Raw genomic sequence first — 17,350 nt, 5'->3', positions numbered from 1 at the left:
CTAGGTGCCTTCTGGTCGGTGCGCGGTGACCACATGCGCGTGGTGTCGATCACCGGCGCGTTCGCCGATCTGGTGGCCGCCGACTGGTACCCACCGGACGAGCTGGCCGATACCACCCGGGCCGCTGCGGCCGTCGTGCTCTACAACGCAATGGTCCTCACCGAAGAGCGCAGCCGGCCGATCCGCGACCTGCTCGCCCGGCTGGGTACGAGCGAAGACGGCGACCGGCGGGTGAACGCCTTGGTCCGTGCGGTGCTCGTGTACGACCCGGCCGACGAGGCGGGGATGGCTCGCCGGCTGGACGAGCTGGTCGCCGACCCGGACCCCTACGTCCAGGCGGCGGGGCTGCAGCGGCGCAGCCATCTGCTGGAGAACAGCGGCGACCCGGCAGGCGCCGTCGCGGCGGCCGAACGCGCGCTCGCGCTACCCGGCGAGGTCGACGGCCCGTGGTCGGCGGCGATCGTGCGCGCGCAGCTGGCCGGCCTGCACATGCAGCTCGGCAACCGCACGGAGGCCGTGGCGCACGCGCGTACGGCGCTGCCGGTGCTCGACCGGCTCGGCGCCACCGACGACGTGATCCAGCTGCGGTCGACCCTGGTGTTGGCCGCCGTGGCGTGCGGGCGGCTGGACGAGGCGGCGGCCGAGCTGGTCGAGTTGGAACGGCTCGTGGTCCATGGCCGGCAGGTGCTCGGTGGCATGGCTTCGGTGCGGCTCACGGCGGCGGAGCTGACCCTGGCCAGGGGAGAGGTGGCGGCCGGCCTCGCGGCGTACCAGGACGCCGTGGCGGAGATGCGCGTCGCTACCGCTCTGGGAATACCTACGACCGGGTTGGAGCCGTGGGTGCTGTTCGGTGAGTCGGCGACGCTGACCGCGTTCGCCCTCTACGGCGGCGACGAGCAGCTGGCCGCGGGCGACGAGCTGTTCCTTGCGTGCCTGCGCCGCGGCCTGCGGGCGCTGGACGCCGACCGGCCGCACCTCGACTACCCGGTGTGCGGCACCGTGCTGTTCGGGCTCGCCGCCTGGGGGCTCGTCCGGTCCGCCCTGCCGGCGGCCGAGGCGGTGCGGTTGCTGGTGCTGGCCGAACGGTTCGCGTACAACCGCACTCTCCCGACCATGGCGTGGGAGAACCTCGAGCCGTACGCCGAGCGCAGTGCGCCCGGCCGGATCAGCGCGCTGCGCGCGGAGTACGGCAACCGCGGCGGTCCCGACCTGCTCGGCGAGGCCCGCCAGACGCTCGACCGTCACAGGTGCCGCTTGTAGCTGCGTACGGAAAGCGGCGCGAAGACCGCGACCACCACGACGCTGGCGAGCAGCGTCCAGCCGACCTCGCCGCTCACGGTGGCGTCGTTCGCCAGGTCACGTGCGGCGGAGACCAGGTGCGACACCGGGTTCACCTTGACGAATGCAGCCAGCCAGCCAGGCAGGCTGTCGACCGGTACGAACGCGTTCGACAGGAACGTCAGCGGGAAAAGGATCATCATGGAGATGCCCTGCACGCTCTGCGCGCTGCGGGCGATGGTGCCGACCCAGGTGAACACCCACGCCAGCGACCAGCTGGTGAAGATCGCCAGCAGCACCGCGGCGAGCACGCCGAGCACGCCGCCCTCGGGACGGTAGCCGATCAGGATGCCCATGGTGAAGGTGAGCGTCGACGCGATGGTGTACCTGAGCAGGTCCGCGACCATCGGCCCGGCAAGTGGCGCTATCCGTGCCATCGGCAGTGCCTTGAACCGGTCGAACACGCCCTTGTCCATGTCCTCGCGCAGCTACACGCCGGTCGCCATGCACGTGGTGAGCACGGTCTGCGCGAGGATGCCGGGGATCATCAGCGGCAGGTAGCTCTGCACGTCACCGGAGATCGCGCCGCCGAAGATGTACGCGAACATTGCCGTGAACAGGATCGGCTGGAGCGTCACGTCGAAGAACTGCTCCGGGTTGCGCCGCATCTTCTTGGTGGCGCGCCACGCCATCACCAGGGTCTGCCGCAACGTCTGCACCAGCGGGTTGTACGGCCGTGCGTTGGCGACGGCGGTCGCCGGGTCGATCGTGACAGTGGTCATCGGGCCATCTCCTGGACGGGTTCGTCGTTGGCTGTTGAGTTCTCGGTGCCCTGCTCGGACGCGGTCCCGCGCCCAGTCATTGCGAGGAAGACCTCGTCGAGGGTGGGCTGGTCGACGCTCACCGAGGAGATGTGGACGCCCGCCTGCCGCAGCCCGATCAGCACGTCGGCGGCGCGGTCGGGGGTGTCGAGCGCGACGCTCAACCGCCCGGACTCCGGTGTGTGGACCGGCTCCTCGCCGAGCTGCCGGCGTACGACGTCCACCGCGAGTGAGCGGTCCGCGTCCGCGGTGAGCTGAAGCCGCAGCGTCGAGGCGCCCACCGAGGTCTTCAGCTCCTCGGGCGTGCCCTCGGCGACCTTGCGGCCGTGGTCGATGACGGCGACCCGGTCGGCGAGCTGGTCCGCCTCGTCCAGGTACTGCGTGGTCAGCAGGACGGTGCAGCCGTTCGACACGAGCGCGCGGATGGTGTCCCACATCTGGCCCCTGGTACGCGGATCCAGGCCGGTGGTCGGCTCGTCGAGGAAGATCAGCGGCGGCCGGGTGATGAGGCTCGCCGCCAGATCGAGCCGGCGTCGCATCCCGCCGGAGAACTGGGCGATCCGCTTGTCCGCGGCCGCCACCAGGTCGAACTGCGCGAGCAGCTCGGCCGCAGTGGCGCGGGCGCGCCGGCTGCCGACGCCCTGCAGCCGGCCGAACAGCCACAGGTTCTCGGCGGCGGTCAGGTTCTCGTCCACGGACGCGTACTGTCCGGTGACGCCGACCAGCTGCCGCACCCGGTGTGGTTCGCGGCGGACGTCCACGCCGAAGATCGAGGCGTCCCCCTCGTCGATGGTCAGCAGGGTGGCCAGCATCCGCAGCATGGTGGTCTTACCGGCGCCGTTCGGGCCGAGTACGCCGAAGATCTCGCCCGTGCGGATGTCGAGATCGACCTGGTCGACGGCGCGTACGTCGCCGAACGCCTTGACCAGGCCGCGGGCATGGACAGCGGTTGTCATCGAGTTGCTCCTGTCGCTCGGTAGCCAGGAGCAACGTTCGCGCGGTGCGGTTTCACCACGCCCACGCGCCGGTTTCACCCGGTCACGGCCGGGTGTGGCGCGCTACTCGAAGGGGGTGGCCAGGCCTTCGACGACCTCCGCGGTCGGCAGTGTGGTCAGCGCCTTGCCTGGGACGGCGAGCTTCGACCGGCGCAGGCCGCTGCCGATGACCGCCCACGGCGCGTCGGCCACCGCGGCGTCGACGAGCACCGGCCAGTCGGCGGGCACGCCGATCGGGGTGATGCCGCCGTACTCCATGCCGGTCAGCGCGACGGCGTCGTCCATCGGTGCGAACGACGCCTTCCTGGCCGCCAACCGCTTGCGTACCACGGTGTTCACGTCGGCCCGCGTGGTCGCCAGGATCATGCAGGCCGCGTACGACACCTCGCCGCCGCGCTTGCCGGCGACGACGACGCAGTTGGCCGACTCGGCGAGCGCGATGCCGTAGTGCGCGCAGAACTCCGCGGTGTCGGCCAGCGTCGGGTCGATCTCGGCGACCGTCGCCTCGGCAGCGGCCGGCCACTCCCGAAGAGTGGCGACCACGGGCTCGGCGAGCAGGTCCTGACGGTCGAGTGCGGGTGCCCAGGTCAGCGTGCCACCGCTCATGCGTGCCCCTCCAACGTCAGCTTCGGTACCCCCGGCGGGTCGAAACCCATGATCTGACCGTAGAACGACAGCTCCGCCTGTACGCTCGCGACGATCGTCTCCGCCTTGCGGAAGCCGTGCTGCTCGCCCTCGAACGCCAGGTACGCGTGCCGGATCTGCTTCTTCGCCAGCGCGTCGCGGAACATCTCCGACTGCGAGGGCGGCACGACCTCGTCCTCGAGGCCCTGCAGCAGGAGTACGGGACAGCGGACGTCGTCGGCGTGTGCCAGCGGCGACCGCTCCTCGTAGATCTGCCGCGCCTCTGGCAACGGACCGATCAGACCGTCCAGGTAGCGCGACTCGAAGTCGTGCGTGTCTGCGGCGAACGTGACCAGCTCGGCGACGCCGAAGTAGGAGACGCCGCAGGCGTACGTGTCCCCGCCCGTCACAGAGGCGAGCACCGTCCAGCCACCGGCGCTGCCGCCCCTGATGGCCAGCCGGTTCCGGTCGGCGCGGCCGGCCTCGGCCAGCGCCAGCGCCGCGTCCGCGCAGTCCTGGACGTCCACGATGCCCCACAGCCCGCGCAGCCGTTCCCTGTACTGCCTGCCGTAGCCGGCGGAGCCGCCGTAGTTGACGTCGATGACCCCGATGCCGCGGCTGGTGAAGTACGCGAACTCGAGGTTCATCCTGGCCGGCGACTTCGCCGTGGGGCCACCGTGCACCTGCACGATGTACGGCGGCAGGTCGTCGTCCGGCGCCTCGTACCACGGGTTGCGGGGCGGGTAGACGTTCGCGTGGATGGCCTTGCCGTCCGCGCTGGAGAGCGTCAGCTGTTCCACCTCGGGCAGGCAGCCGAGGTCGGGCAGCGCGGCGGGGTCGATGCTCTGGCGCTCGACGGTGACCGACCCGCTGCCCGGGTCGACCACGACCACGGCCAGGTGCTCCGTCGCGCTGGACGCCAGGGTGACGATCCGGTGGCCGTCGCTGCTGAGCACGCTGCCGAACTCCGGGCTGGCACCGAGGTCGGAGCCGGACAGGTCGATAGCCGTGAGCTCGCGGGACGCCGGGTCGAGCACGCTCAGCGAGCTGCTCTCCGCGCCGCTGTGCGTAACCGCCAGCCGGCCGTCGGCGAGTACGGCGTACGTGCGGAAGCCCGGCATCCACAGCGGCCGGCCGAACTCTTCCCCCCGCTCGCACAGCGGCGTCGGCTCGCCGCCGTCGCGCGGCACCCGGTACAGGTTCCACCAGCCGGTACGGTCGGCGACTGCGTAGAGCGAGTCGTCGTCGGCCCACTCCGGCTGGAACACCGACTCCGCGGGCACCGCGGACTTGTTGTGGCCGCCGAGCACGGTCTGGTAGCGATGCACGGTGCCGTCGGGGTCGAGCTCGCCGACCCGCAGCTCGGTTGCGTCCCACGGCATGTCGGGGTGGTCCCACGCCAGCCAGGCCAGCCGCCGCCCGTTCGGGGACAGCCGGGGGTTGGCCAGGAAATGCGACCCGCCGACCACCTCGCGGACCGCGGGCGGGTCGTCGGCGGCGGAACCGTCCAGCGGTACGGCCACGATGTGTCGGTCGATGTGACCGTCGGTATGCCGCTCCCGCACTGCGAGTAGCTCGCCCGGGGCGCCCGGCACCAGGTCGGCGTACCGCAGACCGGCTTCCTGCGCCGGCTGCGGCGTGAGCGGTACGGCGGTGTCTGCGGCCAGGTCGAACCGGTAGATCCGGTGGTCCAGCCAGTGCGTGAATACCACCGCTGTACCCTCGGCCACCGCCGCCCACGGGCAGCCGCCGTACTCGTGCAGCCGGTTGCGCGTCCACCAGGGTGCGGGCAGCAGCTCGGCGACCGTGCCGTCGGCGCTGCGCCGCATGAGGGTGTCGCGGCCGCTGTCCTCGCCGCCGCCTTCGACCCACCACAGCTCGTCGCCGACGAGCCCGGGCCAGTTCAGCCTGCGTACGGTCCCGGCGACCTGGCTGGCGTCGATCGGCGACTCCCACGTGCCGTACGGTGCCACGAGTGCTTCGGTCGTATTGCTCATCGAAGCATCCTGTCAGGCGGGGTCGGCCCTCGCGCAAGAATGCGGATGCCTTGGGGACGCTTCGGTAACGTCCGCATTCCCTTCGAAGGTAATGCTTGCACCAAGACCGGGGTTCCACCACAATCAACGCCACTGGATCCGCGCTCAACCGGCCGCTGCCAGGAAGGATGTAGGAAACGATGAAGAGCGGTAACCGGAGACACCGTCTCCTCACGGGTGGCATCGTCCTCCTCACGACCGGAGCGCTGGCCCTGTCCGGCTGCTCGACGCCCCAGGAGAGCGAGGGGAAGGGCGGTGGCGGCGGCCAGCTGACCATGGCGACCGGGTCGACCGGCGGTACCTACTTCCCGCTCGGTGGCGAGATCGCCCAGAAGTGGACCTCGGAGATCAAGGGCGTCAACGTCAGCACCCAGGCCAGCGGCGCGAGCGTCGAGAACCTCAAGCTGCTCGACCAGGGTGAGGTCGACCTCATCATGGCGATCAACGGCCTCTCGTCCCAGGCGTCCGAGGGCAAGGGTGCCGAGTTCGAGGGCAAGCCGGTCGAGGACATCGTCTCGCTCGGCAACGTGTACCACGAGGTGTACCAGATGGTGGCCTCGAAGAAGTCCGGTATCAAGACGTTCGCCGACCTCAAGGGCAAGCGGGTCGACATCGGTCCGCCCGGCAGCGGCACTGCGCTGGCCTTCGTGCAGATCATGGAGGCCTATGGCATGGACCCGGAGAAGGACGTCAAGCAGTTCCAGAGCGACTTCGACGACGCCGCGACCAAGCTGAAGGACGGTCAGGTCGACGCCGCGTTCGCCGCGCTGGCGATGCCGGCAGGCAGCATCTCGGAGATCTCCACCTCCACGCCGGTCGAGGTGGTGTCCGTCTCCGACGACGTGCTGACGAAGCTGCAGGAGGACGACCCGACGTACAACCAGATCGACGTCCCGGCAGGCACCTACGGCGACTCGACGAAGTCGACGACGGTGACCAACTGGGCCACGCTCTACGGCACGTCGGAGCTCGACGACGACACCGCGTGCAAGCTCACCCAGACCATGTACGAGCAGGCCGGGGAGATGGAGCACGAGGTCTCCAAGGAGCTGAAGGTCGATACCGCCGACGAGGCGCGGGGCAACATCAAGATGCACCCGGGTTCGAAGAAGTACCTCGACACGAAGTCGTGCGACTGAGGACTGCCGTACGAGCCGCATCCGGTGGCGGCCTGGTCCGGCACCGGGTGCGGACGGGGGCAATCCTGACCGTAGGTCTGGTCGCGGCGCTGCTCGTAGGTGGCGCCGCGATGGCGGACTCCCGGCCGCGGCTGGAGTTCGTCGACCCCCACACGGGTCGGGTGGTGTACAGCCGGCCGGTTCTCGACGGTGAGCGGTTCACGCTGACCCACATCCACTCGGTGACCAAACGTGAGGTCGCGGAGACCTTCTCCGTCGGTGCCGGTGGCATTCATATGGAAGAGCTGCGGTTCGACCAGTTCGGAGCGAACCTGCCGGCCGGCTCGGAAACCATCGACGGTGTCCGTACGACGTTCCGCCACGTGCGAGGGGAGTTTCGCGTGGACCATCACGGTCGGGTGCTCGGGACGGTCCCGTTGCTGACGGGTGGCCCGAAGGTGGACCATACGGTCACGTTCGCGGATGGTCAGCGGCTGCGGTTGCTCGAGCTGGTGGGGGCGCGAAAGCCGGTGGAGCTGCGCGTCGGCGGCACCATCCCGCGCGAGCACGAGGAGCGACGATGACGGCGCAGCCGGTTCCCCCTGCACAGCAGGACGTCGAAGAAGTCAAGCGTGAGGTCGCCGAGGGCGTCGCGAAGCTCGAGGCGACCGGCTTCGCGCACGCTACCCCGGGTGTGCGGAGGGAGATGGCCAGGTTCTGGCGCGCGGCCATCTACGTGATCGCCCTGACGCTCAGCACGTTCCACCTGTACACGGGCATCTTCGGCACGTTGCCGAGCCATCAGCAGCGCACGTTCCACCTGGCTTTCGGGCTCGGTCTGATCTTCCTCCTCTACCCGGCGAAGCCGCAGCACCGCCGTCGCGAACAGATCCGCGGTTGGGTCGCGAGCGCATCCGCTCTTGCGGTGCTCGGCTGGCTCGTGGTGATGGGCGAGGCACACGTCTACGTCGCCGGGCCCGCGTTCGTGGTGCTCGCGGCGGTGCAGGCCGCCCGTTACCTGCCGCTGCGGGTCGGCGGGATGCCGATCGCCGACGTACTGCTCTCCGGGCTGGGCTTCTTCGCCGGGCTCTACATCTTCGTCAACTCCGAGGAGATCATCGCGTCGGCCGGCGAGATCGTGGCGTCGAACACCGCCGTCGGCGTCATCGGCATCCTGCTCGTGCTCGTCGCCGCGCAGCGCGCCATCGGCACGGCGCTTGTCGTGGTTGCCACGGTGATGCTGGCGTACGCGTACGTGGGGCCCTGGATGCCCGGGTTCCTCAACCACCAGGGGTACAGCCTGGACCGCATCGTCTCGACGTCGTTCCTGACGACCGAGGGCGTGTTGGGCACCCCTATCGCCATCTCCTCGACGTTCATCTTCTTGTTCATGATCTTCGCGGCCATGCTGCAACGCACCGGCATGGAGAAGTTCTTCACCGAGTTCGCCTTCGGTGCGACCGGCTGGATGACCGGAGGCACGGCCAAGGTCGGCGTCGTCACGAGCGCCTTCTCCGGCACCATCACCGGCAGCTCGATCGCCAACGTGGTGAGCAACGGCGCGTTCACCATTCCCATGATGAAGAAGGCTGGCTACAGCAAGGAGTTCGCTGGCGCCGTCGAGGCCGCGTCGTCGACCGGTGGCCAGATCGCACCGCCGGTCATGGGGGCCGCGGCGTTCATCATGATCGACATGACCGGGGTGCCGTACCTGGAGATCATGAAGGCGGCGATCATCCCGGCCGCGCTGTTCTTCGCGGCCCAGTTCGTGGTCGTGCACTACGAGTCGAAGAAGCTGGGCATCCTCGGCCTGCCGCGGGCGGCGCTGCCCAGCGTGGTCAACCTCTTGCGCACGAGGGGTTACCTGGTCTTCCCGATCATCGTGCTCTTCGTCTTCCTCTCGATGGGGTACTCGCCGATCAGGGCGGCCATCATCGGTATCGGGTTCAGCGTCGGGGTGAACCTGCTCGCCCAGGTGGTGTATGCGGTACTTGGCCGCTGGCGGCAGATGCAAGACAAGATCACCCCGAGGACCTTCCTCGACGGGATGGTCGACGCGGCGCGCATCGCGCTGCCGATCATCGCGGCGTGTGCGGCGGCCGGCATGGTCGCGGGTGTCATCACGTTGACCGGGCTCGGCCTCAAGCTCAGCGGCGGTCTCGTCGCGCTCGCCGGCGGGTACCTCATCCCGACGCTCGTGATGGTGATGATCGCGTGCCTGATCCTCGGCATGGGCCTGCCCACCACCGCCAACTACGTGATCACCGCGACGCTGGCCGCGCCGGCGATCATCGCGATCCTCAAGGGTGGCGCTGAGGACCCGACCGTCGCCATGTTGCTCGCCGCGCACATGTTCGTCTTCTACTTCGGGGTGATGGCGGACATCACGCCGCCGGTATGCCTGGCCGGGTTCGCTGCCGCCGGCATCTCCGGCGGCAGCCCGGTGCGTACCGGCGTGCAGTCGGTGCGGATCGCGATCTCCGGCTTCCTCGTGCCGTACATCCTCGTGCTGTCGCCGGAGCTGTTGCTGCAGGGCGACATCATCTGGCCGCTGCTGATCTGGACGATCATCACCGCGATGATCGGCGCGACGCTCGTGGGGGTCGGTGTCGTCGGCTACGTGAAGACCGCGGTGTTCTGGCCGCTGCGGCTGGTCGCGATCGCCGGTGGCCTCGCGCTGATCCATAGTGGTCTGGTGAGCGACGTGATCGGCCTCGCGGCGTTCGCGCTCGTGTTCGGCCTGCAGTGGTTCAGTGGCCGGAAGACCAAGGTGGCCGAGGTGACGTCCTAGCCGTCGAGCAGGCTGCCGAGGAACTCCTTGGCCCGCGGGGTCGAGGGGTTGCCGAAGAACTCGACGGGGGTGTTCTCCTCGACGAGCCGGCCGTCGGCGAGGAAGCACACCCGGTCGGCCGCCCGGCGGGCGAACCCCATCTCGTGCGTTACCACGAGCATGGTCATCCCGGCGTCGGCGAGGTCGGTCATCACGTCGAGCACCTCCTTGATCATCTCCAGGTCGAGCGCGGAGGTGGGCTCGTCGAAGAGGATGGCCTTCGGCTGCATGGCCAGGGCGCGGGCGATGGCGACCCGTTGCTGCTGGCCGCCGGACAGCTCGGCCGGGTACTTGGCGGCGTGTTCGGCCACGCCCACCCGAGCCAGCAGGTCCGTCGCTTCGGCGGCTGCGGCGTCGGGCGCCAGCCGCCGCACCCGGATGGGGCCGAGGGTGACGTTCTCCAGCGCGGTCTTGTGCGCGAACAGGTTGAACTGCTGGAAGACCATGGCGACCGCGGCCCGCAGCTGGGCGAGCGCCTTCGGCTCGGTGGGCAGCGGCCGGCCGTCCACGGTGACGGTGCCGACATCGACGGTCTCCAGCCCGTTAATCGTGCGGCACAGCGTGGACTTGCCGGCACCGGAGGGACCGATCAGCACCACGACCTCGCCGCGGCGGACGGTGAGGTCGACGCCGTCGAGCACCTGCGTGTCGCCGAACCACTTGCTCACGCCGGCCAGCATGATCAGGTCGTCGGTCATCGCGGGCCGAGCGGTGGCCGCGCCGCCTCGTCGCGCAGGTGCTGCTTGGCCTTCGCCGCCACGGCCTGCAGCAGCGCGCCGAGCGCGGCGATGTCCTTGTCGTCCAGGCGGTACACCGGCATGCAGATGGACAGGCCGGCCACCGGCAGGCCGCGGTCGTCGGTGACGGCGATGCCCACGCCGCCGACCTCGGGCCGGAATGCGCCGCGGTTGACGGCGTAGCCGCGTTGCCGCACGTTGGCCAGCTCCTGCCGTAACGCGTCCGGGTCGGTCAGCGTGGCCGGGGTGTGCCGTTCGAGCTCCCCGGCGAGCACCCAGTCGAGCTGGGCCGCGGGCAGGCAGGCGAGCTGCGCCAGCCCAGGCGAGACGCAGTGCGCCGGCGACTTGCTGCCGAGCATGGCGACGGACAGCACCGGCTGCGGCGACATCAGCTGTTCGAGGTAGACGATGTGCCTGCCGTCCAGCTTGGTCAGGTGGATCGTCTCGCCGGTCGCCTCGTGCAGCTCGTGCATCACGGCCAGCAGCTGCGTACGCAGGTCGAGCGTGGCCGACGCGTGCACCGCGAGGGTCAGCGCGCCCGGGCCGAGCCGGTAGCTGCGGTCGCGGTCCTGGACGACCCAGCCCCGCGCGACCAGCGACCTGGCCAGCCGGAACGCCGTGGCCTTGCCGGTGTCCAGCCGGCGTGCCAGCTGGGTCGCGGTCAGGCTGCCGGACTCCGCGAGCGCCTCGAGCATCGAGATCGCGCGGTCGACCGACGACAGGCTCTCCGACTTCGCGGGGGTCCCCACCTGTTCAGCCTAGCGGAACGCGCGACCGGCGAACAACAAGTCTTACCGCTATGAGAAATCTCTAGTTGCAACGGTAGGAACGCGGCTCTACGGTCGGGAACACCGCAGAGCTCAGCGCCGCCGCTGATGGGAGCGTCCGATGGCAGCCACTACGCAGGTGCAGCGTAGACAGATCCTGACCGCGGGGTTCGCCATCGCTGATGGGCTGGAGCATCGACCTGTACGACCTGCTCATCATCCTCTACCTGGCTTCCACCATCGGGCCGCTGCTGCTGCCCGCCGGCTCAGAGACGCTGCAGCTGGCGTTCGTCTTCGCGTCCTTCGCCGTAACGCTCGTGATGCGGCCCGCAGGCTCCGCGCTGTTCGGCAGTTTCGCGGACCGGAACGGCAGGAAGAAGGCGATGCTCGTCGCGATCACCGGGGTCGGCATCGCCACCGCGCTGATGGGTACGGTGCCGACGTACGCGACGGCGGGCGTGCTCGCCCCGGCGATGTTCGTCGTGCTCCGGCTGGTGCAGGGTGTGTTCGTCGGCGGCGTGGTGGCATCCACGCACACCCTTGGTACGGAGACGGTGCCGGCGAAGCACCGCGGGCTGATGTCGGGCATCGTGGCCGGTGGCGGCGCCGGCCTCGGCGCAGTGCTCGCCTCCGTGGTGTTCCTCGTCGTCTCGAACATCTTCACCGGTCCGGCGTTCGCCGCGATGGGCTGGCGGGTCATGTTCTTCACCGGTCTGATCGCCGCCGCCCTGAGCTTCTTCGTCTACGCGAAGACCACGGAGTCACCGCTGTGGGCGGCGGAGGACCAGAAGGGCGCGAAGCCGAAGTCGCCGCTGCGTACGCTCTTCTCCGCCGGTCACCGGTCGGTGTTCTTCGTGAACGTGGTGCTCGTCGCCGGCGGCGCCTCGCTGTACTACCTCACCATGGGGTTCTTCCCCACGTTCATCGACACCAACCTCGGCGTCCCGAAGGGCGCTGCGGCCGTGGTGCTGATCGTGGCGAACAGCGCGGTCGTCTGCGGCGGCCTGTTGGGCGGCACGCTCAGCGACCGCATCGGCCGCCGCCGCACGTTCCTGTTCGTGGGCGTGCCCGCGCTCGTCGCCATCCCCGCGCTCTACCTGTGGGCGAGCACCCTCGCCGCGGACCAGGTGGTGCTGATCACGGTCCTCGCCATCGCCATGGCGTTGCTGATGATGACGTCCACCGCGCCGATCCTCATCTTCCTCAACGAGCGGTTCCCGACGAAGATCAGGGCCACCGGTACGGCGTTGAGCTGGAACACCGGTTATGCGCTCGGTGGCATGACGCCGACGCTCGTGACGCTGGCGAGCCCCGAGGTGAGCGACATCCCGTCGCGGCTGGCCGTGCTCACCGCGGTCACCGGGCTGATCTTCGTCGTGGGCGCGGCCGTGACGGCGGAGACCCGCACCCGCGGGCTGACCGATGACGCCACCGAGCCGGCGGTGACCCCGTGACGGTCGCCGTCGTCACCGGTGGTGCCCGCGGCATCGGCGCGGCCATCGTCGAGGCGCTGCGCGCCGACGGCACCAGGTGTGTGGTGGCGGACGTGCAGCGTCCCGACGTGCCGCTCGACGGTGTCGACTACGTCGAGTGCGACCTCGCCACTGCTGCCGGGGTCGAGGTGCTGCTCGACGAGCTGGGCGTCGCGCAGGTCGACCAGCTTGTGCACTGCGCGGCCGTGCTGCACTACGCGCCCTTCCTCGAGACCAGTCGCACCGAGTGGGAGCGGGTGCTCCAGGTCGACCTGCACGCCGCCATCGCGGTGACCCAGGCGGTCGTGCCGTTGATGACCGACGGTGGGCGGATCGTGTTCTTCGCGTCCGGCACGGTGTTCAAGGGCCCACAGAACATGTTCGCGTACGTGGCGGCGAAGGCCGGGGTGATCGGCTTCGCCCGGTGCCTGGCCACCGAGCTCGGCGACCGCGGCATCAACGTCCACGTGGTGAGCCCAGGCCTCACGGCGACGCCGATGGTCGAGTCGATGGCGCACACGGAGGAAGCCAACATCGCCACCCGCGCCATCAAGCGGCGCGCGTACCCGGACGACATCGTCGGCCCGGTGCGGTTCCTGCTGTCCGACGACGCAAGGTTCGTCACCGGCCAGACGCTGTGTGTGGACGGCGGCTCGGTTCTGCATTGAACCCCACGAGAGGAGACAAGTGAACGGCGAGAGCTACCAGGCGAAGACCGTGGACGCAGGCGGGTTCCGCACCGCGTACCTGGAGGCCGGTGACCCTGGCAACCCGACCGCCGTGCTCGTGCACGACGGGGCGTTCGGCACGACCGCGGAGCTGTGCTGGGCGCCGATGATCGAACGGCTCAGCGGCAAGTTCCACGTGCTCGCGCCCGACCTGCTCGGCTGGGGCGGCACCGACAAGGTGGTGTACCTCGACCGGTCGCCGTACGCGGCCAGGGTGCCGCACGTCGCGGCGTGGTGCGCCACGGTCGGTGTCACCGACGCGGCGTTCGTCGGTGCGTCGTTCGGCGGTTCGCTCGTGCTGCGTGCGTTGGTCGACCCGTCGTCGGCGTGGCCGATCGCGCGTGCGGTGAGCGTGTCGGGCACCGGCGGGCCGTACCGGCTGCCCGCGGGCATCGAGGCGCTCGGTTCGTACGAGCCGAGCATGGCGGAGGCGGGACGCCTCACCGGCCTGCTGGTGACCAGCCTCGACGGGCTGGCCGATCACGTGGAGACGCGGTACCGCAACAGCCTCGTGCCCGGGCACTGGGAGGCGATGAAGGCGCCTGCGCTGAAGAACCCCGCGGTGGAGCGTGCGCTGCCGGCGGACCCGTTCTTCGACCAGCTCGCCCAGGTGACGGCGCCCGTCCTGCTCGTCGAGGGCAGGAACGACCAGCTGCTGGAGAAGCAGTGGGCGAAGAAGCTCGCCGAGGTCGCCCCGACGGCGCAGGTGGTGGAGACCGACTACGGGCACGAGCCGAACATCGAGGCGCCGGACGCGCTCGTCGACCTGATCCTGCCGTTCCTGCGCGGCGCATAGTGCGATGGACGACCCGACCGAGCTGAAGCCGATCGTCGAGGACGACGCGACGATCCGCGCGATGGTGGACGAGGCGGAGGTGTCGCCGCTGCTCGCCGCACTGGCCTACCTCACCGGCGACATGACCCTCGTCGACGCTGCGCTCCAACCGCCGTTGCGTTCGATGCAGGGTTCGTGGAGCCGCAGGGCGGGCTGTCCGGCGACGCGCTCGCGCGGGCCAGGCAGGCCGCCGTCGACGCCCTGGTCGGGGTGCGTGACCGTGGTGGCTTCCCGGCCGAGGTCGAGCACCCGCCGGAGCAGATGCAGCGGCTGATGGCGTTCCTCACCGGTGACGCGGGTGCGGAGTACCTGCCGATGCTCGAGCACGAGCTCGGCCTGCTCGGCGACGTCGGCGCCCCCACCTGGACCAAGGACGACGTGGCGCCCGACGTCGACTTCTCGGTCGCGGTGATCGGGGCGGGCATGTCGGGGATCGCCGCCGCGCACCGGCTCGACCAGGCGAAGGTGCCGTTCGTCGTGTTCGAGAAGAACGGTGACGTCGGCGGCACCTGGCTGGAGAACAACTACCCCGGCTGCCGGCTGGACACGAGCAACTTCGCGTACAGCTACTCGTTCGCGCAGAAGAGCGACTGGCCGCAACAGTTCTCCGCGCAGGCGGAGATCCGCGACTACTTCAAGGACGTCGCCACGACGCTGCAGCTGCGTGACCGGATCAGGTTCCGCACGGAGGTGCTCGCCGCGGCGTACGACGACGAGTCGGCGACCTGGCAGCTGCGGACACGCAACTCGGCGGGTGTCGAGGAGACGCTCACCGTCAACGCAGTGATCAGCGCCGTCGGCCAGCTCAACGAGCCGAACTACCCGGACCTGCCAGGCATGGACAGGTACGCCGGCGTCGCCATGCACTCGGCGCGGTGGGACACCGGGGTCGAGCTCGCCGGCAAGCGCGTCGGCGTCATCGGTACCGGCGCGAGCGCGTACCAGATCATCCCGTCCATCGCGGGCGAGGTCGACCAGCTCGTGGTCTTCCAGCGCAACGCACCGTGGATGCTGCCGACGCCCGCGTACCACGCGGACATGTCGGCGGGCATGCGGTGGCTGTTCCAGCGGGTGCCCGACTTCCACCGCTGGTACCGGTTCTGGCAGGTGTGGATCGCGACCGAGGGCCGGCTGCCGCTGGTCGCCGTCGACCCCGAGTGGCCCGGCGAGGAGTCACTGTCCGCCGCCAACGACCTGCTGCGCCGGCAGCTGGTGGACGAGCTGCGCCGGCAGTACGCGGACCGCCCGGACCTGTTCGAGAAGGTGCTGCCGACGTACCCGGCGGGCGCGAAGCGGATGCTGCGCGACAACGGCGTCTGGGCCGCCACGCTGCACGAGCCGCACGTCGACCTGGTGACCGAGTCCATCGCCGAGGTCACGGAGAAGGGCGTAAGGACCGCCGACGGCGTCGAGCACGAGGTGGACGTGCTCGTCTACGCCACCGGGTTCCGGGCGTCGGAGTTCCTCACCCCCATGCAGGTGACCGGCCGCGGTGGCGTCGACCTGCATGAGCAGTGGGCGGGCGACGCGCGCGCGTACCTCGGCATCGCCGTGCCGGGCTTCCCGAACCTGTTCTGCGTCTACGGACCGAACACCAACCTGGTGGTGACCGGCAGCATCATCTACATGTCCGAGTGCGCGGTCGAGTACATCCTGGAGTGCCTGCGCGCGCTGCTCGCCGGCGGCCACCGCGCGATGGACTGCAGGCGCGAGCCGTACGAGGCCTACACGGAGATGATCGACGCACGCAACCGGCTGCAGGCGTGGGGCGCCGCCGAGGTGAGCAGCTGGTACAAGAACGCCAACGGCCGGGTCACCCAGAACTGGCCGTTGCCACTGTTGAAGTACTGGCAGTTCACCCGCGAGCTCGACCTGAGCGCGTACGAGCTGCTCTGACAGGAACCGAGGAACCCGAGGAGTGACATGCCGTTGATCCGTGTCGAACACGCCACCGCCCAGTCCGTGGAGGACAAGCGCAAGTTGATCAGCGCGATGACCGACGCGTACGCGTCGAGTACGGGAACCGACCCGGCGAAGGTCTGGGTGGTGCTGGACGAGGTGCCGCGCACCGACTGGGGTACCGGCGGCAAGACCCTCTCGGACCGCGACGCGGGGGCGTGACGGCGGTCAGACCGCCCGCTGCTCGAGTGCGTCGACGAGGAAGTTGGCGAAGCTCGATACGGCCTGCGGCAGGCTGCGGCCCGCCCGGCACTGCACCTGCAGTGTGCGCTGCCCGAACTCCTGCTCACGCAACGGCACGGTCACCACGTCCGCCGGCTGGTGCGGCAGGGTGACCTGGCCGAGGAACGTGACCGCGTCGCTGTTCCTGACGAACCGCACCAGGGCATCCGGGTTGTCGCACTCGAAGACCGCTTCGATCTGCTGACCGTGCGACGCGCCGCAGGCCTCGACCAGCCGCCGGTTGGTGGTCGCCAGCGACGACAACGCGAGCGGGTAGGCCGCGACCTCGGCCAGCGTGAGCGGTGCCGTGTCGGCCAGCGGGTGCCCAAGGCGCATGACTGCGCGCAGCGGTGCCTGCTGTGCGTACAGGATGGTCACGCCGCTGTCGATGGCGAGGCTGAAGGTGATACCCAGGTCGGCCGTGCCGTCACGTACGGCCTGGGTCACCGCCTTCGCCTCGTGCAGCTGGACGACGAAGCGTGCCTTCGGGTGCGCCGCGTGGAACTCGGTGAGCAGCTCGGGCAGCAGGTCGTGGCCGGTGCCGTCGGTGGCGGCGATGGTGTAGCGGGCCGCGAGCCGTTGCCGTTCGTGCACCTCGTCGACGATGTGCGTGGCCTCCTGGATCGCGCGCCTGGCGAAGCCGGCGAAGGCATGGGCCGCGTCGGTGGCGATCCTCCCGTTCTGGTGCCGCTCGAACAGCGTGGTCCCGAGCTCGGTCTCCAGCCGGGTGATCTGCCGGCTGATGGCCGAGCTCGCGACGTACAGCCGGCGGGCGGCCGCGTTGATGGTGCCTGTCTCGAGCACCGTGAGGAAGTACTGCAGCGCCGGGTCGTGCAAGGGCATCGGGTCAACGTAGCCAGTGCGTTGCCGGTTCGGCAATGCCGCTGCCGCACTATTGTCAGCACCGGATCGGCTTCCTGGTCTTGTT

General features: G+C 69.9%; 15 protein-coding genes and 1 pseudogene. 9 read left to right on the top strand and 7 right to left on the bottom strand.

Annotated features, from left to right (window positions below):
- Positions 1–18 precede the first annotated feature (18 nt).
- Positions 19–1,260: a hypothetical protein gene (locus GEV07_20135; protein MQA04926.1), complete on the top strand. Its 1,242-nt coding sequence runs from the start codon at positions 19–21 to the stop codon at positions 1,258–1,260.
- Here the strand turns inward: GEV07_20135 and GEV07_20130 are convergent.
- From GEV07_20130 to GEV07_20115, 4 genes and pseudogenes are all read right to left on the bottom strand, one after another.
- A pseudogene (locus GEV07_20130) lies at positions 1,242–2,060 on the bottom strand (ABC transporter permease). The gene GEV07_20135 and the pseudogene GEV07_20130 sit on opposite strands and share 19 nt — an antisense overlap.
- Positions 2,057–3,055, bottom strand: a complete 999-nt coding sequence (locus GEV07_20125) for an ATP-binding cassette domain-containing protein (protein ID MQA04925.1) — start codon at positions 3,053–3,055, stop codon at positions 2,057–2,059. The pseudogene GEV07_20130 and the gene GEV07_20125 overlap by 4 nt, the downstream one beginning before the upstream one ends.
- Before the next feature lie 102 nt (positions 3,056–3,157).
- The gene (locus GEV07_20120; GenBank protein MQA04924.1) at positions 3,158–3,700 is read right to left on the bottom strand and encodes a hypothetical protein; all 543 of its coding nucleotides are present in this window, start codon (positions 3,698–3,700) and stop codon (positions 3,158–3,160) included.
- Complete coding sequence (locus tag GEV07_20115; protein ID MQA04923.1) at positions 3,697–5,715, bottom strand: prolyl oligopeptidase family serine peptidase; 2,019 nt, start codon at positions 5,713–5,715, stop codon at positions 3,697–3,699. The genes GEV07_20120 and GEV07_20115 overlap by 4 nt, the downstream gene beginning before the upstream one ends.
- Before the next feature lie 179 nt (positions 5,716–5,894).
- Here GEV07_20115 and GEV07_20110 point away from each other — a divergent pair, with 179 nt between their 5' ends.
- The 3 genes from GEV07_20110 (at position 5,895) to GEV07_20100 (ending at position 9,663) form a co-directional block, all read left to right on the top strand.
- Positions 5,895–6,893 (top strand): TAXI family TRAP transporter solute-binding subunit, encoded by a 999-nt coding sequence (locus tag GEV07_20110; GenBank protein MQA04922.1) that lies wholly within the window; start codon positions 5,895–5,897, stop codon positions 6,891–6,893.
- Positions 6,894–7,096: 203 nt separating this feature from the next.
- A complete protein-coding gene (locus tag GEV07_20105) occupies positions 7,097–7,456 on the top strand; it encodes a DUF1850 domain-containing protein (protein MQA04921.1) in 360 nt (119 codons plus the stop codon).
- Positions 7,453–9,663, top strand: coding sequence for a TRAP transporter fused permease subunit (locus GEV07_20100; protein ID MQA04920.1), 2,211 nt, complete (start codon positions 7,453–7,455; stop codon positions 9,661–9,663). Before GEV07_20105 ends, GEV07_20100 begins: the two co-directional genes overlap by 4 nt.
- On the opposite strand, the gene GEV07_20095 is transcribed toward GEV07_20100, so the two are convergent.
- Entirely contained in the window at positions 9,660–10,400 is a 741-nt protein-coding gene (locus tag GEV07_20095) for an ATP-binding cassette domain-containing protein (protein MQA04919.1), read from the bottom strand. The genes GEV07_20100 and GEV07_20095 overlap by 4 nt on opposite strands.
- On the bottom strand, positions 10,397–11,188 hold the full coding sequence (locus GEV07_20090) for a helix-turn-helix domain-containing protein (GenBank protein MQA04918.1): 792 nt from the start codon (positions 11,186–11,188) through the stop codon (positions 10,397–10,399). Before GEV07_20090 ends, GEV07_20095 begins: the two co-directional genes overlap by 4 nt.
- 200 nt (positions 11,189–11,388) lie before the next feature.
- Here GEV07_20090 and GEV07_20085 point away from each other — a divergent pair, with 200 nt between their 5' ends.
- From GEV07_20085 to GEV07_20065, 5 genes are all read left to right on the top strand, one after another.
- The gene (locus GEV07_20085; protein ID MQA04917.1) at positions 11,389–12,660 is read left to right on the top strand and encodes an MFS transporter; all 1,272 of its coding nucleotides are present in this window, start codon (positions 11,389–11,391) and stop codon (positions 12,658–12,660) included.
- On the top strand, positions 12,657–13,346 hold the full coding sequence (locus tag GEV07_20080) for an SDR family oxidoreductase (GenBank protein ID MQA04916.1): 690 nt from the start codon (positions 12,657–12,659) through the stop codon (positions 13,344–13,346). Before GEV07_20085 ends, GEV07_20080 begins: the two co-directional genes overlap by 4 nt.
- Positions 13,318–14,202: an alpha/beta fold hydrolase gene (locus GEV07_20075; GenBank protein ID MQA04915.1), complete on the top strand. Its 885-nt coding sequence runs from the start codon at positions 13,318–13,320 to the stop codon at positions 14,200–14,202. The genes GEV07_20080 and GEV07_20075 overlap by 29 nt, the downstream gene beginning before the upstream one ends.
- A gap of 174 nt (positions 14,203–14,376) precedes the next feature.
- The gene (locus GEV07_20070) at positions 14,377–16,137 is read left to right on the top strand and encodes an NAD(P)-binding protein (GenBank protein ID MQA04914.1); all 1,761 of its coding nucleotides are present in this window, start codon (positions 14,377–14,379) and stop codon (positions 16,135–16,137) included.
- A 27-nt stretch (positions 16,138–16,164) separates the two neighbouring features.
- Positions 16,165–16,362: a 4-oxalocrotonate tautomerase gene (locus GEV07_20065; protein ID MQA04913.1), complete on the top strand. Its 198-nt coding sequence runs from the start codon at positions 16,165–16,167 to the stop codon at positions 16,360–16,362.
- A gap of 6 nt (positions 16,363–16,368) precedes the next feature.
- On the opposite strand, the gene GEV07_20060 is transcribed toward GEV07_20065, so the two are convergent.
- On the bottom strand, positions 16,369–17,265 hold the full coding sequence (locus tag GEV07_20060; GenBank protein MQA04912.1) for a LysR family transcriptional regulator: 897 nt from the start codon (positions 17,263–17,265) through the stop codon (positions 16,369–16,371).
- Positions 17,266–17,350: the final 85 nt, after the last annotated feature.

The sequence above is a fragment of the Streptosporangiales bacterium genome (assembly GCA_009379825.1).
Classification (GTDB): Bacteria; Actinomycetota; Actinomycetes; order Streptosporangiales; family WHST01; genus WHST01.
Note: the sequence above shows the minus strand (reverse complement) of the source record. Positions and strands in the feature narration are given on the sequence as shown.